This is a genomic window from Campylobacter insulaenigrae NCTC 12927, from assembly GCF_000816185.1.
GTDB classification, from domain to species: Bacteria; Campylobacterota; Campylobacteria; order Campylobacterales; family Campylobacteraceae; genus Campylobacter_D; species Campylobacter_D insulaenigrae.
Genome location: NZ_CP007770.1, coordinates 1,415,834 through 1,437,129 on the forward strand (window position 1 = coordinate 1,415,834; position 21,296 = coordinate 1,437,129).

Here is a 21,296-nt window from a genome sequence, read left to right on the forward strand (position 1 = left end):
ACTAATTACCACTTAATATATATATTTTACCTGCTAGATCTTTGAAAGATTTAGAATTGACTAAATTTTGACAAGATTTTGATTTAGAAGTGCTATGGTATGTTTCCTCGCTTAGCTTCTTTAAAAGTTCATCTAATTGAACTTTTAAATTTTGATTTTTGGGGTCTTTTAAAAGTTCATTTTTTAAATTTGCTATAGTTTGAAATTTGCTACCTGATCCTACACTAACACCCATAAGTAAAACACTTTCTTTATCTGCAAAAGTTATTTTAACACACTGCTCATCATTTCCTACGCTAAAATCAAGCTCTTGCGTTGTGTTGTGCAAACTAGACAAATCTACATTTTTAATATTAGAAATATTACTCATTAAAGCCACACTTGAAAGCTCTTCATTTTTTAAGACATAATTGTTAATATCATTGATAAAAATTTTAAGATTACTTAAAGCTTGTATAGCACTTGCCTCATCTTTACTTGTACCAAGTTTTGGCAAAGCTATAGCGGCTAAAACTCCTAATATAATCACGACAAATACAAGTTCCATGATTGTAAAAGCTTTTTTCATAACAAGCCTTGTAAATTTTGTACTTTTGGATTAATTAATTCTTGTGAAATATCCACAAAATCTTTTCTTTCATAAGCATCACAAGCTGCTCTTGCTATCATCAATGCATTATCAGAACAATATTCAAGCGGAGCTAATAAAAGTTCGCACATATATTCTTTACACAAAAGTTCGACTTGATTTCTCAAAGTCAAGTTTGCACTAGCTCCACCAACTATACCAAAACGCTTAAAATGATATTTTTGAAAAATTTTAGTAAGTTTATGCATAATATGCAATATAGCAGATTTTTGAAAGGCATAGGCAATATGACTTTTTTTATAATCTGTTAATTCTTCTTTTAAAATCTCTAACCTAACTTGATTTTTCAATCCAGAAAAACTAAAATTTAATTCTTTAGAATGAAGTAAAGGTATGCTAAATTCCAAAACAACATCACTTGCTTTTTTAGCTAACTTTTCTACAACAGCACCACCAGGATATCCCAAACCCATCATCTTAGCAACTTTATCAAAACTCTCACCAAAACTATCATCACTTGTTCTTGCAAGTTCAATCATTTTTCCTTGTTGATCCACAAAAAGCACCATAGTATGACCACCACTAACAAGCAAAATTCCCATATCAGTCTGAATTTGTTCTTTTAAAAATAAAGAAAAAATATGACCTTTCAAATGATTAACAGCAATAAGAGGTAAATCTAAACTCAATGCAAGCATTTTGGCCATACAAATTCCACCAATCAAACTCACACTAAGCCCTGGCTCGTTTGTAACAGCTATAGCGCATAAATTATCAAAATATATTTTACACTCATCAAGAATTTTAGGTAAAGCTTGAGTATGTAATCTTGCCGCAAGTTCTGGCACTACTCCACCATATTTACTATGTTCATTTTCTTGAGATATTTTTCTATAAAAAACACATTCATAAGTATTTTTATTTATAATTGCAATAGAACTATCATCACAGGAACTTTCTATAGCTAAAATAAGATTTTTCATTCAAATTCCACCAAAATCATTCCAAGAAATTTATCTTTTTGATCTGTTTTGTCTATAAGGGCATAGGGTATATTTGCATCTTTTATTTCTTTTGTGTGGTTGCTATACATTAAAACTTGTTCATCTAGATGCGCATTCTTCAACTCATAAAATTCCACCCTATAAATTTTTCTTTTTCTATCTAAAGAATATTTACTTTGCATCTGATTTTTGTGAATTAATATCCCACTTTCATCACTACCTCTATCAAAACCTATAATATTAACTCTCACCCCATTAATAGCAGGAATTTCAAAATTGTTTTTAACTAAAACCTTATTAGCAAAATGACTTTGTATAATTTGACCATCTACTATCAACTGCACATTGTCTAATGCGTTTGAAAATTCAAAATATTCAGGATAAATTCTAGTTTGCAATCGGTTCCCATAATTTACAGAATATGAATTTTTTCCAGCAACAACTGCTGTGATTTCATTACTAGCCTCATAATCTAAGGTCTGATTAACAGGAAAAGGTAAAAAATTAATAGTAGGATTTGGACGATCAAGTACAAGTAAAATTTTATCATTAAAAAGTTTCACTTCCAAAGGTTTTTCTATGGCTTGATATACTCCTTTTGGGGTTAACTCAAAAGTTCTAGTAAATTCTATATTAGCTTTTTTTAGATAATACTCTACTGCTAAAAGATGATAATATACTCTAAGATGAGTAGGTAAATTTTTACTTGCTTCATTTGCAAAAGCAGCTTTATGATTAGATACAACAAAATAAGTCAAAGCTTTAAGCATTTCTTTATCATTAGTTTCTTGTGTTTTTGTATTTTTTAAATGATATTGATGTTCTTCTTTAACTAAAGCTTTATTAATATTTTCAACAGCTTCATTTGCAATACTTTCTAAATCAGCATATTTTGTAGAATTTACTTCACTTTGATCAATGATACTAGTATTTCCCCATCTATTTGGATTTTTATCTTTGCTTTCGTATTGTGGTCTATAAAAACCACTTCCATCATGTAAATTTATAACCATATTAATTTCTGGATTTAAAATAAGCTTTTTAATACGTTCTATAGTAAAATAATCAGGATCATCTTTACTAATATGAGCAAATTTTCTATTTAAATCGCCAAAATTTCCCCTATTTCTTGCAATAATACTTTCAAAAGCTAAATTAGGCGCTACAATTATTTTTCCTTTAGTGATATTATAATCACTCAAAAGCAAGCTTGCTGCATGAAAACCACCAGGTTCGTCACCTTGAATACCTCCAAGAATTAAAACGGTATTATTATCATCTAAACTTACTCCATTTTCTTTAACACTAAAATCTAAAGCTAAAACCAAATTTATAAACATACATATACATATAAAAAATCTCACTAAATTCCCCTATCTAAATACAATTTTACTTGCATATCATATTCAAATACATCATCAATGCTTTCAATTTTTGGCACACCAAAATGATCAAGTGCTCTAAAAATACCTTTTGCTATATCTAAAAATCCCACTTTTTCTTCTAAAAATTTATATACCATATATTCATTAGCACTATTTATAATAACGCCAATATCAGGATATTTTAAAATTTCGTCTTTTAATGTAAATATAGGATATTTTTTTAAACTAATTTTTTTAAATTTTAAATTTTGTATCTTTGATAAATTAAGTGGTTCTATAAAATTTTTATTATGAAATTTTAAAATAGCTTGAGCTATAGATAAGCACATATTTGCATGAGAAAAATATGCGCTAATTCCCCCATCTTCAAATTCACACAAAGCATGCACTAAAGACTTTCTTTCTATCAAAGCATCAATATTTTTCATACCATACAAATGATAAGCTTCTATAATTTCAAAAAGCTTATTACACATACTCGCACTATCTATAGTAATCTTAGCTCCCATAGACCAATTAGGATGCTTTAATGCTTCTTTGGGACTAACATATTTTAAATCTTTAATTTTATATTTATAAAAAGCTCCACCGCTTGCTGTTATGTAGAGTTTTTTAATATCTTTTCTTTTGTCAATCAAGCATTTTAAAGCTGCATGCTCGCTATCTATTGCTCTAATTTTAGAAACATCGAAAAATTTCCCAGCCACCACAAGACTTTCTTTGTTTGCTAAGGCTAAACTTTTACCAAGTTTTTGAGCCATCAAGCTTGAATTTAAACCCGCAAATCCTACAATTGCATTAACTACTAAATCACTTTTACATTGACTTATCATATCTTTTAGACCATCTTGTGAACAAAACACTTTATCATGGTTGACTAAAATTTTATCTTTAGGATCTTGTATACAAACAAATTTAGGTTTAAATTTAGCTATTTGTTCATTTAAAAGTTTGATATTTTTACCACAAGATAAGGCTTCTATAGATATTTTTTCACACTCAGCAATAAAAAGAGTATTAACTCCTATACTTCCTGTGCTCCCAAGTAAAATCATATCAAAGTTGCCATAGCAAATGCAGCAATAATTACTGCATCAATTCTATCTAAAATACCTCCATGTCCTGGTATAATGTTTCCACTATCTTTGATACCAGCTTGTCTTTTAAAATAGCTTTCAAGCAAATCACCAATCACAGCAAAAATTGCAACAATTAAAGAAATATAAATACTTTTAATCACGCTAAATTCAAAAGTTCCTATAATTGTTCCAACGACTCCAGCACAAACAATACCTCCAACAACTCCTTCTAGGGTTTTATTAGGGCTTGTTGGAGAAAAAGCTCTTTCGCCTATTAATTTACCTATAAAATAAGCACCACTATCACAAGCAACAACAATCATTATCAACCAAAACAATACAAACATACCGCCATAACTTAGCACCTCATAAAGCATTAAAATAGGTAAAGTCGGATAAATATATGGCATAAGTTCTTTTAAATTATCACTCTTTTTATAAACTAAATAACCCAAAATAATTATCACACCCATCAAACCAATATAAAAAGGCTTATCTAAAAATACAGCAATAATAAAAATACATAAAGCCACTAAAGCACTTGCATTTTTAGTGCTAAATAAATTTTTTGCTTCATTAAAAGCTAAATAAAGCAAAATTCCAAAAAGAATAACATTAATAAAAAAATTATTCACTATAGCTATAATCAAAACAGTAGCTATCATCACAATAGCGCTCAAAATTCTTGTTTTAGAAAACATTTCTTTCCTTTTAAATACTCAAATCAAGCAAATGAGAACTTTTTTGTTCATCTTGTTGTTCTTCATCTTCTTCATTTTCACTTAAATTTTCTTCATGATGTTTTGAAGAATGTTTTTTTTCTTCTTTTTGTCTTTCTTTAATCTCATCATTTACTTCATGAGTTTCACTCACTTTTTCAAGTTTTTCAATCGTCTTTTCTTTAGCTTGAAATTCACTCATATTAACTAAAGTAGCAAAAGAATCCTTCGCAAGTTCATTACCCAATTGTGCAGAATGCACGGGTGCATTTTGATTGGCAAAATTAATACCACCTAAAGGACTTATAGGCATATTCACTCCTTTAAAATGCTTAAAGTCTTGTAATTTGTATAATTTACAAAAGCTTTCTCTTTAACCTTAACAAATTTCTTACTCGTATAATCGACCAAATAAACTCCAGAACTTAGTCTAGAAAATTCCACACAAAGTTTTGCTGCAAATTCTAGCACCATTTGGCTTATTTTTAATTTATTTGAAGTTATGATGACATGAGCACCTGGATAATCTTTGACATGAAACCACAAATCATCTTTTTTTGCTATTTTAAGCAAATATTCATTAGCTTTTTCATTACATCCTACGCTAATTTTAAATTCATCAAAATAAAAACTATTAATTCTAGCATTAAGTTCTTCTTTTTTAGTTTTTTTTGTTTTCTTAGGCATTAAAATTTCAAGCTCATACAAAGAAATACTCTTGCAAACTAGAGTTTTTAAATTAATTAAAAAATCTAGTTTTTCATTTAAAATTTCTCGCTCTATATTGATATTTTTTGCTTTTTGCTTTAATTTTTTAGCTAATTTATAAAAATCATTGGCACTATTTTTAGGACTATCTTCTAAATTAAATAGAAGTTCTTTTCCATCAAAATCTCTCAAAATAAATTTTCTCTGAAAATCTTTTAAAGTATTTAAATTTGCAAAAAGAATATCTGCTTTTTCGCTTAAATTTCTTGCTTTATCTAATAACTTATCTTCTTCATCTAAATTTTCAATACTTTCATTTAAAAATTTTATTTTCTTTTCGATATTTGCAATTTTATTATTTTTTAATTCTTGCAATCTTTTCGTTTGAATTTCTTTTGCCTTGTTTGCAAAATAAAGATTAAAATCATCAATCTTTATAACTTCTTCTTTAATTTCATAAGCTTTTAAAGCTTGCAATTTTTCACCAATTTTTACTATACGATAGCTTTTATCTATGTGTCTTAAAGCTTCTATAATAAAATCATTTGCATCAGTAATAATAGCATTTGTATTTTTACCTGTAAATTCAAAATAAATTCTAGCTTCATAGGATTTATAAGATTTTTCTGATAATACCTCAAAACGCAAAATTCTATTACCATCAAGCACCTTGATGCCTAAAATTTTTGCATTTGAAAAATATTTTTTTAACATAAAATCAAATGGAGCATTATAATTTTTCGCTTGAATTTTATCTTGATAAATCGCACTCTTTGAACGAGTCAAATCAATAATAAAACTTTGATAATCTAAACTCAATTCTAATAAATTATCATCTAAGCGTTTTAAATAATTTAATCTTTTGAAAGAATTAAAATAATCTTTTATTTGTATTAAATCTGTATATTTCATACAAGTATTATAAAATATTTTGATAAAAATTTGTGAGGTTTTATGAATAAAAAAATTCCTTATCCCTGCGTAATTTTATGTGGTGGCAAATCTTCTCGTATGAAACAAGACAAAAGTTTACTAGAAATTAATGGAAAAAGTTTAGCTTTATATCAATATGAAAAATTAAGCCATCTTTTCAAAGATGTTTTTATAAGTACTAAAAATGATAAATTTAACAATAAAAATATTAAGCTCATATTAGATGATTCTTCAACACATTCTCCTTTGGTTGCCTTAAATTCCATTTTAAAAAAATTCCAAGATACCTATGTGTTTATTATTAGCGTAGATACACCAAATATATCACAAAAAACATTGTGGCGTCTTTTTGAAAATCTTCAAAATCAAAAAATACTTTTAGCTAGCACTCAAAGCCATAAACACTACTTATGCGGATTTTATCATGGGGAAAATTATAAGATATCTTCAGAATTTTTGAAAGAAAACAATCATAAATTAGCGCTATTTTGTGACAAAGTAAATGCAAATTTTATATATTTTAGCGACGAAAATGAATTTATAAACCTAAATTATTATGACGAATATAAAAAATGGATTCTTAATACAAAAAATTTACTTAAAAATTGAATTTTTTAAGTAAATTTTTACAAAATATCAGATTAAAGCAATAAAAAAGCAATAATACTTCCTAAAATCAAAAGAGATCCGTTAAAAAATATAAATGTAGGTATACAAGTATCTCTTATATGATCACTTTGTCCATCTGCATTCAACCCAACACTTATGCCAAGAGTTGTTTCACTTGCTGGAGATCCTGCATCGCCTAAAGCACCTGCAACACCTATAATAAAAATTATTGCAGCAGGAGAAAAACCAAGTTCAAGGCATATTGGACAAAAAAGAGCCGCTATAATTGGAATAGTTCCAAATGAACTTCCTATGCCCATAGTTATCAAAAGTCCTATTAATAACATAATAGCAATAGCCATTAAATGACTTTTTTCCATAAATGGTACACTTACTTTAACTAAATCTGCTATACCTCCGCTTTGCTTTAAAACCTCACCATAACCAGAAGCCACCAACATAACAAAAGCAATATAGCCCATAATCTTAAGACCATCATCAAAAACCAAATTAACTTTTTTATATTCAACCCCACCCAATATCACCATTAAAACAAATCCTAAGAGTCCAGACAAAGGTAAATTATGTGTTAAAATTTGTAAAATTAAAGTAAGAGCTAAACCTATTAACACACCCCATTCTTTTCTACCCATATTTAAATTTTCAAAATCCATTTTAGCAATTTGTTCTTCTTTATATTCTTTAGGTTTAGCATAAAAAATAAATACTGCTAAAAATAAACCAACAAGCATACACATAACCGCAAAAATCATAGTTTGAGATACATCATTTAAATTAATTTGAACACCATTGGAATTTAAATTTTCCACAAGTAAAGTTTGAAAAATAAGTCCAAATCCTAAAGGAAGCACCATATAAGGAGTGGTAAGACCAAAAGTCAAAGCACAAGCAATTGCTCTACGATCAATTTTTAATCTATTAAAAATTTTCAGCAAAGGTGGTATTAGTAAAGGTACAAAAGCCACATGAATGGGTATTAAATTCTGCGAAAAACAAGCAATCAATGCTAAAGAAAGTATAAGTAAATATTTTTTTTGTGATATACATTGAGAAACAATTTTAATCAAATACGCTGTAAGATTAGTTTTAGAAATAGCAGCAGCAACTGCGCCAAGCAAAATATAACTCAATGCAGTTTGTAAATTTCCTTGCATACCATCAATTAAAATTTGCATAGATTTCATCATAGCTTGAGGTAAATTTGCAAAAAAACTCATTATATCTAAATATTCAACATTCATAAATTGAGACCAAACTCCAACTAAAATACCACTTAGCAACACACTTAATAATACATTAAACCTAAAAAAACACAAAAGCGTCATTAATACAACACCGATAAATACAGGATTAGATAAAAGCATATTTTTCCTTAAGAAAAAAGATTTTACATTGTAAATAAAATTTATTTAAACAAAAATTTAAGTTTAAAAAATTTAAATAAAAATTGTAGAATAAAAACATAATTTTTACTTTAACAAAGGATTAACAATGCGAAGTGATGCTATCAAAAAAGGACATTTAAAAGCACCAAATCGTTCTTTGCTTCGAGCATGTGGTTTAAATGATGATGACTTTGACAAACCTTTTATCGGGGTTGCAAATAGCTATATAGATATAATTCCTGGACATTTCTTTTTAAATGATTATGCAAAAATTATCAAAGATGAAATTCTAAAAAATGGATGTATTCCTTTTGAATTTAATACCATAGGAGTAGATGATGGCATAGCTATGGGTCATGAGGGAATGCTATATTCTTTACCAAGTAGAGAACTTATTGCAAATTCTGTAGAAACTGTAATGAATGCTCATCAATTAGATGCTTTAATTTGCATTCCAAATTGTGACAAAATAACCCCTGGTATGCTAATGGGAGCTTTAAGAGTTAATGTTCCTACTATTTTCGTAAGTGGTGGTCCTATGAAAGCTGGAGTTAGTAAATATGGTGAAAAAATTAGTTTAAGTTCAGTGTTTGAAGCCGTAGGAACATTTGAGGCTAAAAAAATTAATGCAGATGATTTAAAAGATATAGAATGCTCAGCATGTCCTAGTGGAGGATCTTGCTCAGGAATGTTTACTGCAAATTCTATGAATACTTTATGCGAAGCTATGGGCATAGCCTTAAAAGGAAATGGAACCATACTAGCTTTAAGTGCTGAAAGAGAAGAACTTTTAAGAAAAGCTGCAAGAAGAATTTGCGAAATAGCATTAGATGAGCGATTTAAAATTCGAAATATAATCAATAAAAAATCTATAAAAAATGCTCTTATAGTTGATATGGCTATGGGTGGAAGCTCAAATACAATATTGCACATGCTTGCTATTGCATATGAAGCAGGTGTAAACTTAAATATAGAAGAATTAAATAACATTAGTGCTAATGTAACCCATATAGCTAAAATAGCTCCATCGCTAAATACTGTTTATATGGAAGATATACACAAAGCTGGTGGAGTCAGTGCAGTAATAGCCGAATTAGCAAGCAAAAAAAATCATATTTTAGAACTTGATGCTATAAATATTTTAGGACAAACTCTACAAGAAAGCATACAAAATGTAAAAATTCAAGATGAAGCGATAATTAGAAAATTAGACAATGCTTATTCTGATGTTGGTGGCCTTGCTATATTATTTGGAAATATAGCAGAACAAGGTTGTGTTATAAAAACAGCTGGATTAATAGGAGGACGAAAATTCAGAGGAAAAGCGATTTGTTTTAATTCTCAAGATGAAGCAATAAAAGGTATCATTAAAGGTAAAGTTAAAAAAGGTAATGTGTGTGTTATACGCTATGAAGGCCCAAAAGGAGGACCTGGTATGCAAGAAATGCTTAGCCCCACATCACTTCTAACAGGAATGGGCCTTGGAGCTGATGTTGCATTAATTACAGATGGAAGATTTAGCGGTGCTACAAGAGGATTTAGTATAGGTCATATTTCTCCTGAAGCAGCCGAAGGCGGCTTAATAGCACTTTTAGAAGATGGAGATGAAATAGAAATCGATATTGATTCTTACACTATACAAGCAATTTTAAGTGGTGAACAAATTAATGCGAGAAAAGAAAAATTCAAAATACCTCAAAAAGAAATAAATTCAAGATGGCTAAAAATGTATCAAAAACTTGTTGGTAATGCTAGTAAAGGAGCTGTGCTAAACATATAATGATAAAAGTGGCCGGGAGAAAGGGATTCGAACCCCTGGAGGTGTTACCCTCAACGGTTTTCAAGACCGCCGCTTTCGACCACTCAGCCATCTCCCGTATATTATATATTAAGATATTAATCAAGCTCGCACTTGGAGGCGACATCCGGATTCGAACCGGAGATCAAGGCTTTGCAGGCCCATGCCTTACCGCTTGGCTATGTCGCCTTGAGTTACCAAAATTTTAAAGTGGTGCCCGAGGCCGGACTTGAACCGGCACGGAAGAAAAATTCCGAGGGATTTTAAGTCCCTTGTGTCTACCAATTCCACCACCCGGGCGGGTGATTTATGGAGCGGGAAACGAGATTCGAACTCGCGACCCCAACCTTGGCAAGGTTGTGCTCTACCCCTGAGCTATTCCCGCGTAAACTAAAGTTGAAATTATATAATATAAAACTTAAATTTTTATAAAAAATAATACAGAACAACTTTCTTTATATTTTTTTAATACAAAATTAAATAAAATTAAAACCGTGTTTACTAAAAATTACAAAAGAAGGAAAAGATAATGTTTAAATTCAATAGTTTAGCTAGTAAGTTAACATTTATTGTGTGTTTATTAATAGCAATTATATTGATTACTATTAATATAATCAACTATTATAACTCTAAAGAAAATACTTACTCTTACTTAGAGCAATTACAAATCAAGACAATGTTTGATGTTTCTAAAGCTTATGATATATATGCTCAAAGTAAGAGAAATGCCGTTCAAGCCGTTGCAACTTCTATAAGCAACCACCCTGAGATTGGTAAAAATGAAATATTTAATATTTTAGAAAATGCCAAAATTGCTGCTGATTTTGATGTGGTTTATGTAGGGTTTGAAAATGATGGAAAACTATATCAATCTAATAGAATCATAAGAAACGTTGGAGATTCTGGATTTGATGCTCGAACAAGAGAATGGTATATAGGTGCTAAAAAAGAAAAAAATATTATTGCTTCTGATCCTTACAAAAGCATAGAAGATAATTCTATTACTATATCATACGCAGCACCTATTTATAGAAATGGCGAATTTATAGGCGTAGTTGGTGGAGATTATAATCTACATAAATTTGCCAAAGATGTCTTGGTATTAGGACATTCTGAACATGCTTATACAGCTGTTTATGACAAAGAAGGAAATATTATATTTCACGAAGAAAAAGATAGAATGCTTACAAAAAATGATTTAAGTATTAACATAGCTAATGCTATAAAAGTTGACCCTGATTTAGCTAATCCAACAAAAGAAGATACTTTATTCTATGCTAAAGATGATGCTGGAAAAACACAAGTTGCAACTTGCACCCAAGCTTTAAATCCAAAATATGTCATATGCTCCATCACAGAAGAATCTGTTTATACTGATGCTGTAAATAAAGTCTTATTTCAACAAATCATTATCGCTATTATTGCTATAATATTAGCTTTAATCTTAATAAGATTTTCTATCACAAAAAACTTAAAACCTATTTCTATCATTACAACCGGCCTAAACTCATTCTTTGACTTCATCAATCATAAAACAAAAGACTCTGCTATGATTAATGTTAATACTAATGATGAATTTGGTGCTATGGCTTTAGCTATTAATGAAAACATTACTAAAACTAAAAATGCTTTAGAACAAGATGGTCTAGCAGTAGAACAATCAGTTGAAACAGCTAAAGAAATAGAAAGTGGTAATCTAACAGCAAGAATTACTGCAATACCTGCTAATCCTCAATTAATAGAATTAAAAAATGTATTAAATAAAATGCTTAGTGTATTAGAAGCAAAAGTTGGTTCTAATATGAATGAAATCAATCGTGTATTTGATAGCTATAAAGCATTAGACTTTACTACTGAAGTTAAAAATGCTAAAGGTGAAGTAGAAGTAACTACTAATGTATTAGGACAAGAAATTGTTCAAATGTTAAGACAATCTTCTGAATTTGCTAATTTATTAGCAACAGAAAGTGGTAAATTACAAAGTGCTGTTAGAGAATTAACAGATTCATCTTCTAGTCAAGCTTCTTCTTTAGAAGAAACTGCAGCAGCTTTAGAAGAAATAACTTCTTCTATGCAAAATGTTTCATCTAAAACTAGTGAAGTAATAGCTCAAAGTGAAGAGATTAAAAATGTTACTTCTATCATAGGAGATATTGCTGATCAAATCAATCTATTAGCATTAAATGCTGCAATAGAAGCAGCTCGTGCTGGAGAACATGGACGTGGATTTGCTGTTGTTGCAGATGAAGTTAGAAATCTAGCTGAAAGAACTCAAAAGTCTTTAGGTGAAATTGAAGCTAATACTAATATCTTAGTTCAATCTATTAATGAAATGGGTGAAAGTATTAAAGAACAAACTACAGGTATTACTCAAATTAATGATGCTGTAGCTCAAATTGATCATGTAACTCAAGAGAATTTAAAAATAGCTAAAGATAGTTCAGTTATATCAGAGAATGTAAATCAAATAGCTCATGATATCTTAGAAGATGCAGGGAAGAAGAAGTTTTAATAATTAAAGAGGTATATTGTTATACCTCTTTGTTGTTAATGTTGGAAGCCAACTATTTTATTCTTATCAAAAGATGATTGTAATTCTTTTTCTATAGTTTCGATAAAATAATCCATTTTGAATGTACCATCTTCTGCAATAGCTGCCTTAAGTGCTGTATTTTTTATAACCATTACAATTTGCGCACCGCTTAAATCATAATTTGCTAAAATTTTTTTATCAAATTGTTCATCAAATTTCGCATTTTTAGGTAAAGATTTTTCCCATATCATCAGTCGCTGAGTAAAATCAGGTTTTTTAAATTCTATTTTATATTCAAATCTTCTTGAAAAAGCTACATCTAAACTTTCTAAAAAATTCGTTGTTGCTATCATCACTCCACTAAAATTTTCAATCTGTTCTAAAAAAATATTTTGCATTTGATTATGCATTTTATCAGCCCCACCACTACTTTCAATTCTAGTACTTAAAAACTGATCTGCTTCATTTAAAAGCAATATTGGATTTTGCTTGCTATTTTGGCACAATTCTTTATAAGTATCAAAAATTTTTCGCACATTTTGCTCGCTTTCACCTACATATTTGCTTAAAATTTTAGAACAATCAAAACTCAATACGGATTTTTTCATAGCTTTAGCCATACTTAATGCACTCATTGTTTTACCAGTTCCTGCAGGGCCATAAAAAATAATTTTAGCTTCTATATTTTTATTGCTTTTTATACCCCATTTATTTAATCTTTCAAGTACTTTTTTATCTTGCTGTTTTAAAATATTTTCTAATAAATTTTTAGTACTTTGTGGCATGATTACATCATTTATATCTGTATTTGACTCTATTAATTCAAAGATATCTTGTTCTTTTACTAAATTTTTCAGTTGAATTTTTTTATTCTTTTTTGGCTCTTTAAAATTTACAATTTTTTGTAAAATATCATCACTCAAATAAAAGGTTTTAGATATATCCCCTAAAGAATTTACAAACTCATCCATCTCAACTAAATTAGAGCTTAAAAGCTTAGAATTTTCATCTAACAAAAGATAATTTTGCTTTTTATCTTTTTCATCATCACTTATTAAATGAAGTAAAAAATTGTAATCCCTACTATACGAATTTTCTGTATTTAACAGATATTCTTCTTTTAATAAACTAATAAATATCAAACTTTCTTTATCATTTAAATTATGCTCTTTAAATATATCTGCCAAAATATTAGTTATCTTGCTTTTATATAGACGTTGCTTAATATAATTTTCAAATTTTTTTATATCTTCTTTAATTTTTGTATTTGCAGTATTTTTAAGTAGAAATCTTAATCTTTGATATAACTCCACTCTAAAAAATTCATCTTTTAAATATGCAGCATAGTTTTCATAAGGTTCGTCTTTTAAAAATTCATCGATTTGCTTATTTTCTAAAACTTGTAAAAATACCTCACTTAAACTCAAATCACTTTGAAGTAAATTTAAAGTTAAATTTGAATTTTTGCTGATTTTGAAATCAGAAAAAATTTGAACAATAAAACCTTTTTCTATAAGATTTTTTACATCAATTAAACAATCAAGATATTGATATTCTTCTTGTCCAAAAATTTCACTAAGTAAATTATATGTATTAACACTTGCATTTGCTTGCAAATAGCTTTTGCATAATTGCTTTAAAATTAGTATTTCGTTTTCATTGCATTGTAAATTTTTATATATATCACTTTTTGTGGTATTGTTTAAAAATATTTTTAAATCTTTCATTTTTTCCTTTTTTAATTACCAATATCAGTGATGCTAAATTTGATCTTTGATTGCCTATCAGTAAAATTCATATTTTCACCACAAACTTCATAAAAAATATTATAATTTTTGCTTATTAACTCTTGATTAAACCCACAGGAAGTTAAAATAGCATTTTTTCCTTGATAAATCTGCTTTTTATTAATAAGATCTTGCACAAAATCATTATAGTGCTCATAATTAAAAAATTTTTTATTAAAATTTTGTTTTGTATAACATACACCATTGATACAAATTTTATCCATAATTTTTAACTCAAATATAGGTTTAGAAGCATTATAAAGCTCCAAAATAGTCATTTTATCTCTTCGATACAAAAAACCATAATCTGAAAATTTAATTTGTGGAGTTTTCAAAACAACAAATGTACTTTTAGGATTTATCTGAGTTTTTGTAGAACAAGCACTAAGAAATACACATAAAATAAACAAAAATACTTTTTTAAACAAATTCATCATTTCAAATTTTTAAAACTCAGGTTTAATTCTAAATTCAAATCTTTTACAATCCTCATCACATTTTGCAAGTCATCAATTTGTTTTCCAACAACGCGAATCTCATTTCCTCTTATACTAGAAGTCACTTTTAATTTACTATCTTTTATGGCTTTGTTAATCTTTTTGGCACTATCTGCATCTATAGCATCGCTAACTTTTAAAGTTAACCTAAAATTAGCCCCACTCTCTCTATTTAATTCTTTAATACCACTAGGATTAATCCCTCTTTTGATGAGTTTTGAAATAATAATATCTTTTAATACTTCAATCTTAGCCTCACTAGAACAAATTAATTTATAGCTACTTTCTTTTTCATTAAGTTTTATATCGCTCTTAACACCTTTTAGGTCATATCTACTATCTAATTCTTTTTTAGCTTGTTCTAAAGCATTTTTTAATTCCTGCTTATCAATCTCTCCACTTATATCAAAACTATGTTCATTTGCCATTTTCTACATACTCCTTAAGATTTTCATATACCATTTGAATCAAATTTTGAATAGATTCTACACTAGCCCAAGCAACATGTGGTGTAATAATTAAATTTTCTTTATTTTTTACTTGCAATAAAGAATGATTTTTAATCATAGGCTCAATCTCTAATACATCAAGCCCCACTTTAATATTTTTTGTATCTATAGCCCAAGCTAAATCATTTTCATCAATAATACCGCCGCGACCAACATTAATCAAAATAGCCTCATCTTTAAGAAGTTTTAATTCCTTTTTTGTAATTAAATTTTTAGTTTTTTCATTCAAAGGTGCGTGGATACTAATCACATCACATATTGTTAAAAGCTCTTCAAGATTCAATTTTTTATATTGTTTATCAAAATTAACACCGGAAGTGGAATAATAATATACTTCAGACCCAAAAAGAGTAGAAGCTTGAGCAACTTCTTTTCCTATAGTTCCAAGTCCTATAATACCATGTTTTTTTCCACACAAAGAATGTAAAATTCTACTAAAATCTGTGAAAATAGGACTCTCGCACCATTTTCCCTCTTTACTCCATTTGTCATAATATGGAATATGATTTAAAAAAGCAAACATTAAAGCAAATGTATGACTTAAAACACTTTTAGTGGAATATCCACTAGCATTTTTTACAATTATGCCCTTTTCTTTTGCGTAAGATGTATCAATATTATTAACACCTGTGCCAAGCTGCAAAATAAGTTTTAAATTTGTTTTATCTATTACTTCTTTATCTATGATTATTTTATTAATCATTATTACTTGAGCATTGGAAATTCTTGCAACAACATCTTCTTTTGAAGTTAAATCATAAATTTCTAACTCACCAAATTCTTTAAATATAGACAAATCGGCTCCTCCTAAAGTAGCCGCATCAAGACACACTATTTTCATTTTACAATATGACCTACAAATTTAGAATAATTATCAAGCACAAGACCACCTTTTCTAAAGCCCAAACCACAACCTTCATAAGCAAAGAAAACACCCGCTTGATAGTATGTATTTTCGTGGTGATTAAATTCAGCAAATTCTTGATACACAAAACGATTATTTTGATAATCTCCATCTGTTTGAAAACTAATATCACCGTTTGCTTCTATAATAGAAACATTAGCTCCCTCTCTACCAAAAACTGGCTTTTTAACACATTTTTTTCCTACTAAAGTTTTATCGCTAGTTTCCAATAATAAAGGATGGTGTGGATAAAGCTCCCATAAAATTTTCATTATACCCTTACTTTGAAAAAGTAAAGTATAAGCAGGATTTAAAATGATAGCTTTTTGATTTTGCATAATTTGCGTTAACAACATTGCAAGTTCACCTTCTTCTACAGCTATACTTTCCCAAGGTATTAATTTAAAAAAATACTCAAAATTAACATCATTTTTAAAAACACCTTCGGATGAGAACTCCACCTCATCAATATAAGAAAACTCGCTTTTAAAACCTGCTTCTTGTGCAATATATGCCAAAAATTTTGTTGTAATCATATCTTCATCACTGCCAGCTATAGAAGAAAATAAAATTTTCCACCCCTCATAATGTTTTTCAAATTCACTCACGTCATCATCTAATACAATTAACCTTTTAAAATTATCTTTTAAAGCTTCGTAAATATTATTAAACTGCAAACTTTCATCTAAATTATTTTGTTTTAAAATAGCCCATTGCAAAATAGCACTTTCAAACAAAGATGTGGGTGTATCAGCATTAAATTCTATAAGCTTTATAGGCTTTCCATCTAAACCACCTGCTAAGTCAAATCTTCCATACAAATGCCAATGCACTTCATTTTCCCAACTCATTTTTATAGCTTCTATCAAATTAAATGGAATACCAAGCTCATCAAAACGATTATTATCAATAACTTCTTGTGCGGCTGCTACAAACATATCATAAAGCTCATTTACCGCTTCATAATAAGCATTAGCTTCATTTTCGCTAACGCACACCAAATTAGAATCTAGATAATCACTTCCATCGCTATCTGTATGCCATGAAAACCCTGTTTGTTCTAAATAAGATTTTTCTAGAGAATTTACTTTTAAAAATTTCATATTTAACCTTTAATCATGAGCCAAAAGTTTGGGAACTAGCTTTTGATCCACCACCAAAAAACCCTGACTTTTTAGCCCCAGAAGCAGAATTTGTAGCTGTACCAGCTTTATTAAAACTATTTACGCTTCTTTGATAAGCACTTTGATTAGAAAATGCTCCTCTTTGTTGATTGGTAAAATTTTGATTATTAAAAAGTTTTGAACCTATCCAACTACCAAGTATAGCTCCAGCTGCACTTGCAAGCAAAGTTTCCCCTAAAGAAAGACCCCCGCTACTCATTTGAGCATTGCTTGAATTAGTTAAATTTGAAGTTCCATTATCAATTTTTGCAGCTTCTTCTTGTATAAGCTTATCCATTTCTTCTTTGCTTAGAACTCTTTCAGTACCATCTAATTGTTTTAACACAACTCTAGTTTCATCGCTTGGAAATTGATCTTTTATTTTATATTGATTTGGTGCAGTTTCTTCAATAATAACAAAAGCGCCTTGAGTATTTGCTGCTTGATTTAAAGCATTATTTGAATCAGCATTAGATCCGTTACCACAAGCACTCAAAGCACCTGCACTAATAGCAGCTATACCGCTTATCATACTAAGTTTTAATATAGTTTTTATATGCTTCATAATATTTCCTAATAAATATAAAAATTTAATTTCTAATGAATATATTAACAAAAAATAATCACTATTTAGCAAAATAATATAAATTACTTAGCAAAACATATAATGCAAAAATTAAAAATATAAAGGCACTAAGATAATCAATTAGCTTTATTTTTTTCTCATAAAATTTAATTATAAAAGTATTTGAAAACAAAATTCCTATGAGCGAGAAATACACAAAAGTTTCTAAAAACAATATTACTACCATAACAAGTAAAACACTTTGCATTGCATCAAAATTAAATGTCGCAAATACACTAGCAAAGTAAAAAATCACTTTTGGATTTGATAAATTAGTTAAAAATCCACTAAAAAATGGAGAAATAGAAATTTTTTGCATTTTTAATTTGCCATTTTTTGCATTTTTATAAATAATAAATGCCAAATATAAAAGATAAAAAGCACCACAACTTGACAAAATTATCTGTAAAAATGGAAATTGATGAAATATAACACTTAAACCGAGTACAGAAAGTATAATCCATATACTCATAGCAACACTCACTCCAAGGCTTGCTTTTAAAGCACTTTTAACACCATTTTTTAAAGCGTAAGAACTCACCAATAAAAAATCAGGCCCTGGCAATAAAAGCCCAAAAAAATGAACGATTAAAATAGAAAAAAACACGATATTTCATAAGAAAGCCGATTTCTCGGCTTTTTGGGTATTAGAGTCTTGACTCATAGCGTCTAAGCATATAAAGTCTTTTAAGCATTTTTTTGCGAGCTGAAATTTTTTGTTTTTTACGAATTTCAGTCATAGGCTCAAAAAATCTTCTAGCACGAACTTCAGTTACAACTAAATTTCTATCTACTTGTTTTTTGAATTTTCTATACGCCTCATCAAAAGACTCATTAGGATGCACCTTAATTCCTGGCACGACCCTCACCACCTTTCGTTAAAAATTTTGGATTGAAATTATATCACAATATTTTAAAAATATTTAAACAAAAAATATCAATAAAAATAAATAAAAAATAAATAATTAACAATATAAAATAAAGAATCTTTTAATTTTTATAAGACTAAAATTATGCAAATTATAAATCACAAGGATATTTAATGAGTGGTTGTATTACAAATTTTACAAAAAAAAGATATATAGCTTATTTTATCTCTATGATAATTTTCATTCTATTACCTTTTGTTAAAATCAATGAAAATCATTTTTTTCTTCTTAGTTTTGATCATAAAAAGCTAAATTTGTTTTTTATTGCTTTTGACACACAGGAATTATATCTCATGCCTTTTGTTATTATAGGGATGTTTTTAACTATACTTTTTATTACAACTCTTGCAGGAAGAGTTTGGTGTGCATGGACCTGTCCTCAAACCATAGCTCGGGTAATTTATAGAGATCTTTTGCAAACTAAGATTTTTAAGATTTATAAAAGTATTGAAAACAAACAAAAAATAGCCCAAGGATTTTTTATAAAAAAATTATTAAGCGTCGTAATATTTTATATTTTTTCTCTTATTATGATGAGTGCTTTTTTATGGTATTTTGTTCCGCCTGAAGATTTTTTTGTTTATATTCAAAATCCCAAAGATCATTTGTTGCTTCTAGGAATTTTATTTTGCACCTCTTTAGCTTTTACTTTTGATATTGTGTATTTGGGTGAAAAATTTTGTATCTATGTATGTCCTTATGCAAGGATTCAATCTGTTATGTTTGATAATAATACTATCCAAGTAATATATGATGACAAAAGAGGAGGAGTAATATATGATGGACACACAAAACTTCATAAAAAACCGCCTCAAGGAGAGTGTATAGGATGTGAAGCTTGCGTAAAAATTTGCCCAACACATATAGATATACGTCAAGGTATGCAACTTGAATGTATTAATTGTCTTGAATGCGCTGATGCATGTTCTAAAATTCAAGCAAAATTTGATCGTCCAAGCTTAATCAATTGGACAAGTGCTGAAGCTATAAAAAACAAGCAAAAGGTAAAATATTTTAGATTCAGAACTATTGGATATTTGGTAGTTTTATGTATTGTATTTATTGCACTAATTTTCATGGGAAGCAAAAAAGAAAATATGCTTTTAAATATCAACCGCTCAAGTGAATTATATCAAATAAGACGTACACACGATGATATAGAAATCACTAATGCTTATATATTTTTATTTCAAAATACAGACAACAAACCACATGAATATTATTTTGATGTGGATTTAAAAGGTATAGATGAAGGTTTAGAAATAAGTAGACCTAAAAAATCATTTAAACTAAATGCGGGAGAGAAAAATAAACAAATAGTAGTTTTAAAGGCTAAGAAAAAACTTGCAGATAATGACAGAAAAGATACCGTGATACCTTTAACCATCAAAGCTTATGCGCTTGATGATAATAAAATTGTTGTTACTAGAGAAAGTAATTTTGTTTATCCTAAAAATTCTTCACTAAATAACAAATAAAATGGATAAAAAAATAAGCCAAAAATCACAGGTACGACTTGAAAAAATAAAACAAATTGCCGCAGAGTCATTTTTAAAAAATGGCTATGAGGCAACGAGTCTTAAAGATATCATCAAAGAAGCTGGTGGCTCTTTTTCCTCTGTATATGAACACTATAAAAATAAAGAAGGATTATTTGAAGCTATATTAAATGATTTTACTCAAAATCATTTCTTAAAAATTTTTAATGATCATATGAAAGCTAAAGATGATGATAATTTAGAAGATTTTTTATATTATTTTGCATTAGCTTATTTAGAAATTTTTAATAATTCTAAAACCATAGCCATAGCAAGACTTTTATACTCTGAAGTCTATAATGAAAAAATAGATTTTATGAAGTGGCTCAAAGGCAATAATAAAACAAATATAGATTTTATACTTCAACAAAAACTTTCTAAAGAAAATAAAAATATAGCAAGTAATGCTGAATTTTTAAGTCATACATTTTGCGCCATGCTCAGAGGAACTTTTTTTGTACAAAGCACTTTTGCAAATAAAATTTCTATGGATAAAACTCAACAAAAAGAATATGCAAACAAAGTCGTTAAACTTTTTATGCAAGGTATTGTTAATTTTAATTAACTTAAAATTGCTATGA

At 28.4% G+C, this 21,296-nt stretch carries 21 protein-coding genes, 4 tRNA genes and 1 pseudogene; 6 read left to right on the forward strand and 20 right to left on the reverse strand.

The window, feature by feature from the left end; genetic code table 11:
• Position 1 precedes the first annotated feature (1 nt).
• From CINS_RS07305 to CINS_RS07335, 7 genes are read right to left on the reverse strand one after another with little or no spacing between them, the layout of a single operon-like run.
• The gene (locus tag CINS_RS07305) at positions 2-568 is read right to left on the reverse strand and encodes a type II secretion system protein (protein ID WP_039651162.1); all 567 of its coding nucleotides are present in this window, start codon (positions 566-568) and stop codon (positions 2-4) included.
• A complete protein-coding gene (tsaD, locus tag CINS_RS07310) occupies positions 565-1,572 on the reverse strand; it encodes a tRNA (adenosine(37)-N6)-threonylcarbamoyltransferase complex transferase subunit TsaD (protein ID WP_039651164.1) in 1,008 nt (335 codons plus the stop codon). The genes CINS_RS07305 and tsaD overlap by 4 nt, the downstream gene beginning before the upstream one ends.
• A complete protein-coding gene (gene pgp1, locus CINS_RS07315; protein ID WP_039651167.1) occupies positions 1,569-2,957 on the reverse strand; it encodes a peptidoglycan D,L-carboxypeptidase Pgp1 in 1,389 nt (462 codons plus the stop codon). The genes tsaD and pgp1 overlap by 4 nt, the downstream gene beginning before the upstream one ends.
• Complete coding sequence (gene dxr / locus CINS_RS07320; RefSeq protein WP_039651169.1) at positions 2,957-4,033, reverse strand: 1-deoxy-D-xylulose-5-phosphate reductoisomerase; 1,077 nt, start codon at positions 4,031-4,033, stop codon at positions 2,957-2,959. The genes pgp1 and dxr overlap by 1 nt, the downstream gene beginning before the upstream one ends.
• Positions 4,030-4,758, reverse strand: a complete 729-nt coding sequence (locus CINS_RS07325) for a phosphatidate cytidylyltransferase (RefSeq protein WP_039651172.1) — start codon at positions 4,756-4,758, stop codon at positions 4,030-4,032. Before CINS_RS07325 ends, dxr begins: the two co-directional genes overlap by 4 nt.
• Before the next feature lie 10 nt (positions 4,759-4,768).
• A complete protein-coding gene (locus CINS_RS07330) occupies positions 4,769-5,089 on the reverse strand; it encodes a hypothetical protein (protein ID WP_039651174.1) in 321 nt (106 codons plus the stop codon).
• Between the two features lie 2 nt (positions 5,090-5,091).
• Complete coding sequence (locus tag CINS_RS07335) at positions 5,092-6,396, reverse strand: NFACT RNA binding domain-containing protein (protein ID WP_039651176.1); 1,305 nt, start codon at positions 6,394-6,396, stop codon at positions 5,092-5,094.
• 42 nt (positions 6,397-6,438) lie between these two features.
• Between CINS_RS07335 and CINS_RS07340 the strand changes: the two genes are divergently transcribed.
• Positions 6,439-7,026 carry a molybdenum cofactor guanylyltransferase gene (locus tag CINS_RS07340; protein WP_039651178.1) on the forward strand — a complete coding sequence of 196 codons (588 nt, stop codon included), beginning with the start codon at positions 6,439-6,441 and terminating at the stop codon, positions 7,024-7,026.
• Positions 7,027-7,058: 32 nt separating this feature from the next.
• On the opposite strand, the gene CINS_RS07345 is transcribed toward CINS_RS07340, so the two are convergent.
• Positions 7,059-8,411 carry a Na+/H+ antiporter family protein gene (locus tag CINS_RS07345; protein ID WP_039651180.1) on the reverse strand — a complete coding sequence of 451 codons (1,353 nt, stop codon included), beginning with the start codon at positions 8,409-8,411 and terminating at the stop codon, positions 7,059-7,061.
• Between the two features lie 127 nt (positions 8,412-8,538).
• Here CINS_RS07345 and ilvD point away from each other — a divergent pair, with 127 nt between their 5' ends.
• Complete coding sequence (ilvD, locus tag CINS_RS07350; RefSeq protein WP_039651182.1) at positions 8,539-10,212, forward strand: dihydroxy-acid dehydratase; 1,674 nt, start codon at positions 8,539-8,541, stop codon at positions 10,210-10,212.
• 9 nt (positions 10,213-10,221) lie between these two features.
• Here the strand turns inward: ilvD and CINS_RS07355 are convergent.
• The 4 genes from CINS_RS07355 to CINS_RS07370 form a co-directional block, all read right to left on the reverse strand.
• A tRNA-Ser gene (locus tag CINS_RS07355) sits at positions 10,222-10,309 on the reverse strand.
• Positions 10,310-10,345: 36 nt separating this feature from the next.
• Positions 10,346-10,419 (reverse strand) — tRNA-Cys (locus CINS_RS07360).
• 22 nt (positions 10,420-10,441) lie between these two features.
• Positions 10,442-10,530 (reverse strand) — tRNA-Leu (locus CINS_RS07365).
• A 10-nt stretch (positions 10,531-10,540) separates the two neighbouring features.
• Positions 10,541-10,615: transfer RNA gene (locus CINS_RS07370), tRNA-Gly, on the reverse strand.
• 291 nt (positions 10,616-10,906) lie between these two features.
• Here CINS_RS07370 and CINS_RS08100 point away from each other — a divergent pair.
• Together CINS_RS08100 and CINS_RS08105 are read left to right on the forward strand one after the other, a co-directional pair.
• Positions 10,907-11,476: pseudogene (locus CINS_RS08100) on the forward strand (cache domain-containing protein); the annotation flags it as partial.
• Between the two features lie 825 nt (positions 11,477-12,301).
• The gene (locus tag CINS_RS08105; RefSeq protein ID WP_414973615.1) at positions 12,302-12,742 is read left to right on the forward strand and encodes a methyl-accepting chemotaxis protein; all 441 of its coding nucleotides are present in this window, start codon (positions 12,302-12,304) and stop codon (positions 12,740-12,742) included.
• A gap of 35 nt (positions 12,743-12,777) precedes the next feature.
• On the opposite strand, the gene CINS_RS07380 is transcribed toward CINS_RS08105, so the two are convergent.
• From CINS_RS07380 to rpsU, 8 genes are all read right to left on the reverse strand, one after another.
• Positions 12,778-14,490 carry an ATP-binding protein gene (locus CINS_RS07380; protein ID WP_039651186.1) on the reverse strand — a complete coding sequence of 571 codons (1,713 nt, stop codon included), beginning with the start codon at positions 14,488-14,490 and terminating at the stop codon, positions 12,778-12,780.
• A gap of 11 nt (positions 14,491-14,501) precedes the next feature.
• Positions 14,502-14,984, reverse strand: a complete 483-nt coding sequence (locus tag CINS_RS07385) for a hypothetical protein (RefSeq protein ID WP_145961683.1) — start codon at positions 14,982-14,984, stop codon at positions 14,502-14,504.
• Positions 14,984-15,475, reverse strand: coding sequence for a YajQ family cyclic di-GMP-binding protein (locus CINS_RS07390; RefSeq protein ID WP_039651190.1), 492 nt, complete (start codon positions 15,473-15,475; stop codon positions 14,984-14,986). Before CINS_RS07390 ends, CINS_RS07385 begins: the two co-directional genes overlap by 1 nt.
• Positions 15,465-16,397 (reverse strand): D-2-hydroxyacid dehydrogenase, encoded by a 933-nt coding sequence (locus CINS_RS07395; RefSeq protein WP_039651192.1) that lies wholly within the window; start codon positions 16,395-16,397, stop codon positions 15,465-15,467. Before CINS_RS07395 ends, CINS_RS07390 begins: the two co-directional genes overlap by 11 nt.
• A complete protein-coding gene (locus tag CINS_RS07400; protein WP_039651194.1) occupies positions 16,394-17,563 on the reverse strand; it encodes a glutathionylspermidine synthase family protein in 1,170 nt (389 codons plus the stop codon). The genes CINS_RS07395 and CINS_RS07400 overlap by 4 nt, the downstream gene beginning before the upstream one ends.
• 13 nt (positions 17,564-17,576) lie before the next feature.
• Positions 17,577-18,188, reverse strand: a complete 612-nt coding sequence (locus tag CINS_RS07405) for a UPF0323 family lipoprotein (protein WP_039651196.1) — start codon at positions 18,186-18,188, stop codon at positions 17,577-17,579.
• A gap of 61 nt (positions 18,189-18,249) precedes the next feature.
• Positions 18,250-18,855: a LysE family translocator gene (locus tag CINS_RS07410; RefSeq protein WP_052251996.1), complete on the reverse strand. Its 606-nt coding sequence runs from the start codon at positions 18,853-18,855 to the stop codon at positions 18,250-18,252.
• Positions 18,856-18,895: 40 nt separating this feature from the next.
• The gene (rpsU, locus tag CINS_RS07415; protein WP_002780697.1) at positions 18,896-19,108 is read right to left on the reverse strand and encodes a 30S ribosomal protein S21; all 213 of its coding nucleotides are present in this window, start codon (positions 19,106-19,108) and stop codon (positions 18,896-18,898) included.
• 182 nt (positions 19,109-19,290) lie between these two features.
• Here rpsU and ccoG point away from each other — a divergent pair, with 182 nt between their 5' ends.
• Positions 19,291-20,655, forward strand: coding sequence for a cytochrome c oxidase accessory protein CcoG (ccoG, locus tag CINS_RS07420; protein WP_039651200.1), 1,365 nt, complete (start codon positions 19,291-19,293; stop codon positions 20,653-20,655).
• 1 nt (position 20,656) lies between these two features.
• Positions 20,657-21,280: a TetR/AcrR family transcriptional regulator gene (locus CINS_RS07425; protein ID WP_052251997.1), complete on the forward strand. Its 624-nt coding sequence runs from the start codon at positions 20,657-20,659 to the stop codon at positions 21,278-21,280.
• Positions 21,281-21,296 lie beyond the last annotated feature (16 nt).

What these genes read in the sequence shown, in the direction of transcription:
- CINS_RS07305 (WP_039651162.1), bottom strand. Translation starts at nt 568, where the DNA reads ATGAAAAAAGCTTTTACAATCATGGAACTTGTATTTGTCGTGATTATA.
- tsaD (WP_039651164.1), bottom strand. Translation starts at nt 1,572, where the DNA reads ATGAAAAATCTTATTTTAGCTATAGAAAGTTCCTGTGATGATAGTTCT.
- dxr (WP_039651169.1), bottom strand. Translation starts at nt 4,033, where the DNA reads ATGATTTTACTTGGGAGCACAGGAAGTATAGGAGTTAATACTCTTTTT.
- CINS_RS07325 (WP_039651172.1), bottom strand. Translation starts at nt 4,758, where the DNA reads ATGTTTTCTAAAACAAGAATTTTGAGCGCTATTGTGATGATAGCTACT.
- CINS_RS07330 (WP_039651174.1), bottom strand. Translation starts at nt 5,089, where the DNA reads ATGCCTATAAGTCCTTTAGGTGGTATTAATTTTGCCAATCAAAATGCA.
- CINS_RS07335 (WP_039651176.1), bottom strand. Translation starts at nt 6,396, where the DNA reads ATGAAATATACAGATTTAATACAAATAAAAGATTATTTTAATTCTTTC.
- CINS_RS07340 (WP_039651178.1), top strand. Translation starts at nt 6,439, where the DNA reads ATGAATAAAAAAATTCCTTATCCCTGCGTAATTTTATGTGGTGGCAAA.
- CINS_RS07345 (WP_039651180.1), bottom strand. Translation starts at nt 8,411, where the DNA reads ATGCTTTTATCTAATCCTGTATTTATCGGTGTTGTATTAATGACGCTT.
- ilvD (WP_039651182.1), top strand. Translation starts at nt 8,539, where the DNA reads ATGCGAAGTGATGCTATCAAAAAAGGACATTTAAAAGCACCAAATCGT.
- CINS_RS08105 (WP_414973615.1), top strand. Translation starts at nt 12,302, where the DNA reads ATGCAAAATGTTTCATCTAAAACTAGTGAAGTAATAGCTCAAAGTGAA.
- CINS_RS07380 (WP_039651186.1), bottom strand. Translation starts at nt 14,490, where the DNA reads ATGAAAGATTTAAAAATATTTTTAAACAATACCACAAAAAGTGATATA.
- CINS_RS07385 (WP_145961683.1), bottom strand. Translation starts at nt 14,984, where the DNA reads ATGAATTTGTTTAAAAAAGTATTTTTGTTTATTTTATGTGTATTTCTT.
- CINS_RS07390 (WP_039651190.1), bottom strand. Translation starts at nt 15,475, where the DNA reads ATGGCAAATGAACATAGTTTTGATATAAGTGGAGAGATTGATAAGCAG.
- CINS_RS07395 (WP_039651192.1), bottom strand. Translation starts at nt 16,397, where the DNA reads ATGAAAATAGTGTGTCTTGATGCGGCTACTTTAGGAGGAGCCGATTTG.
- CINS_RS07400 (WP_039651194.1), bottom strand. Translation starts at nt 17,563, where the DNA reads ATGAAATTTTTAAAAGTAAATTCTCTAGAAAAATCTTATTTAGAACAA.
- CINS_RS07405 (WP_039651196.1), bottom strand. Translation starts at nt 18,188, where the DNA reads ATGAAGCATATAAAAACTATATTAAAACTTAGTATGATAAGCGGTATA.
- ccoG (WP_039651200.1), top strand. Translation starts at nt 19,291, where the DNA reads ATGAGTGGTTGTATTACAAATTTTACAAAAAAAAGATATATAGCTTAT.
- CINS_RS07425 (WP_052251997.1), top strand. Translation starts at nt 20,657, where the DNA reads ATGGATAAAAAAATAAGCCAAAAATCACAGGTACGACTTGAAAAAATA.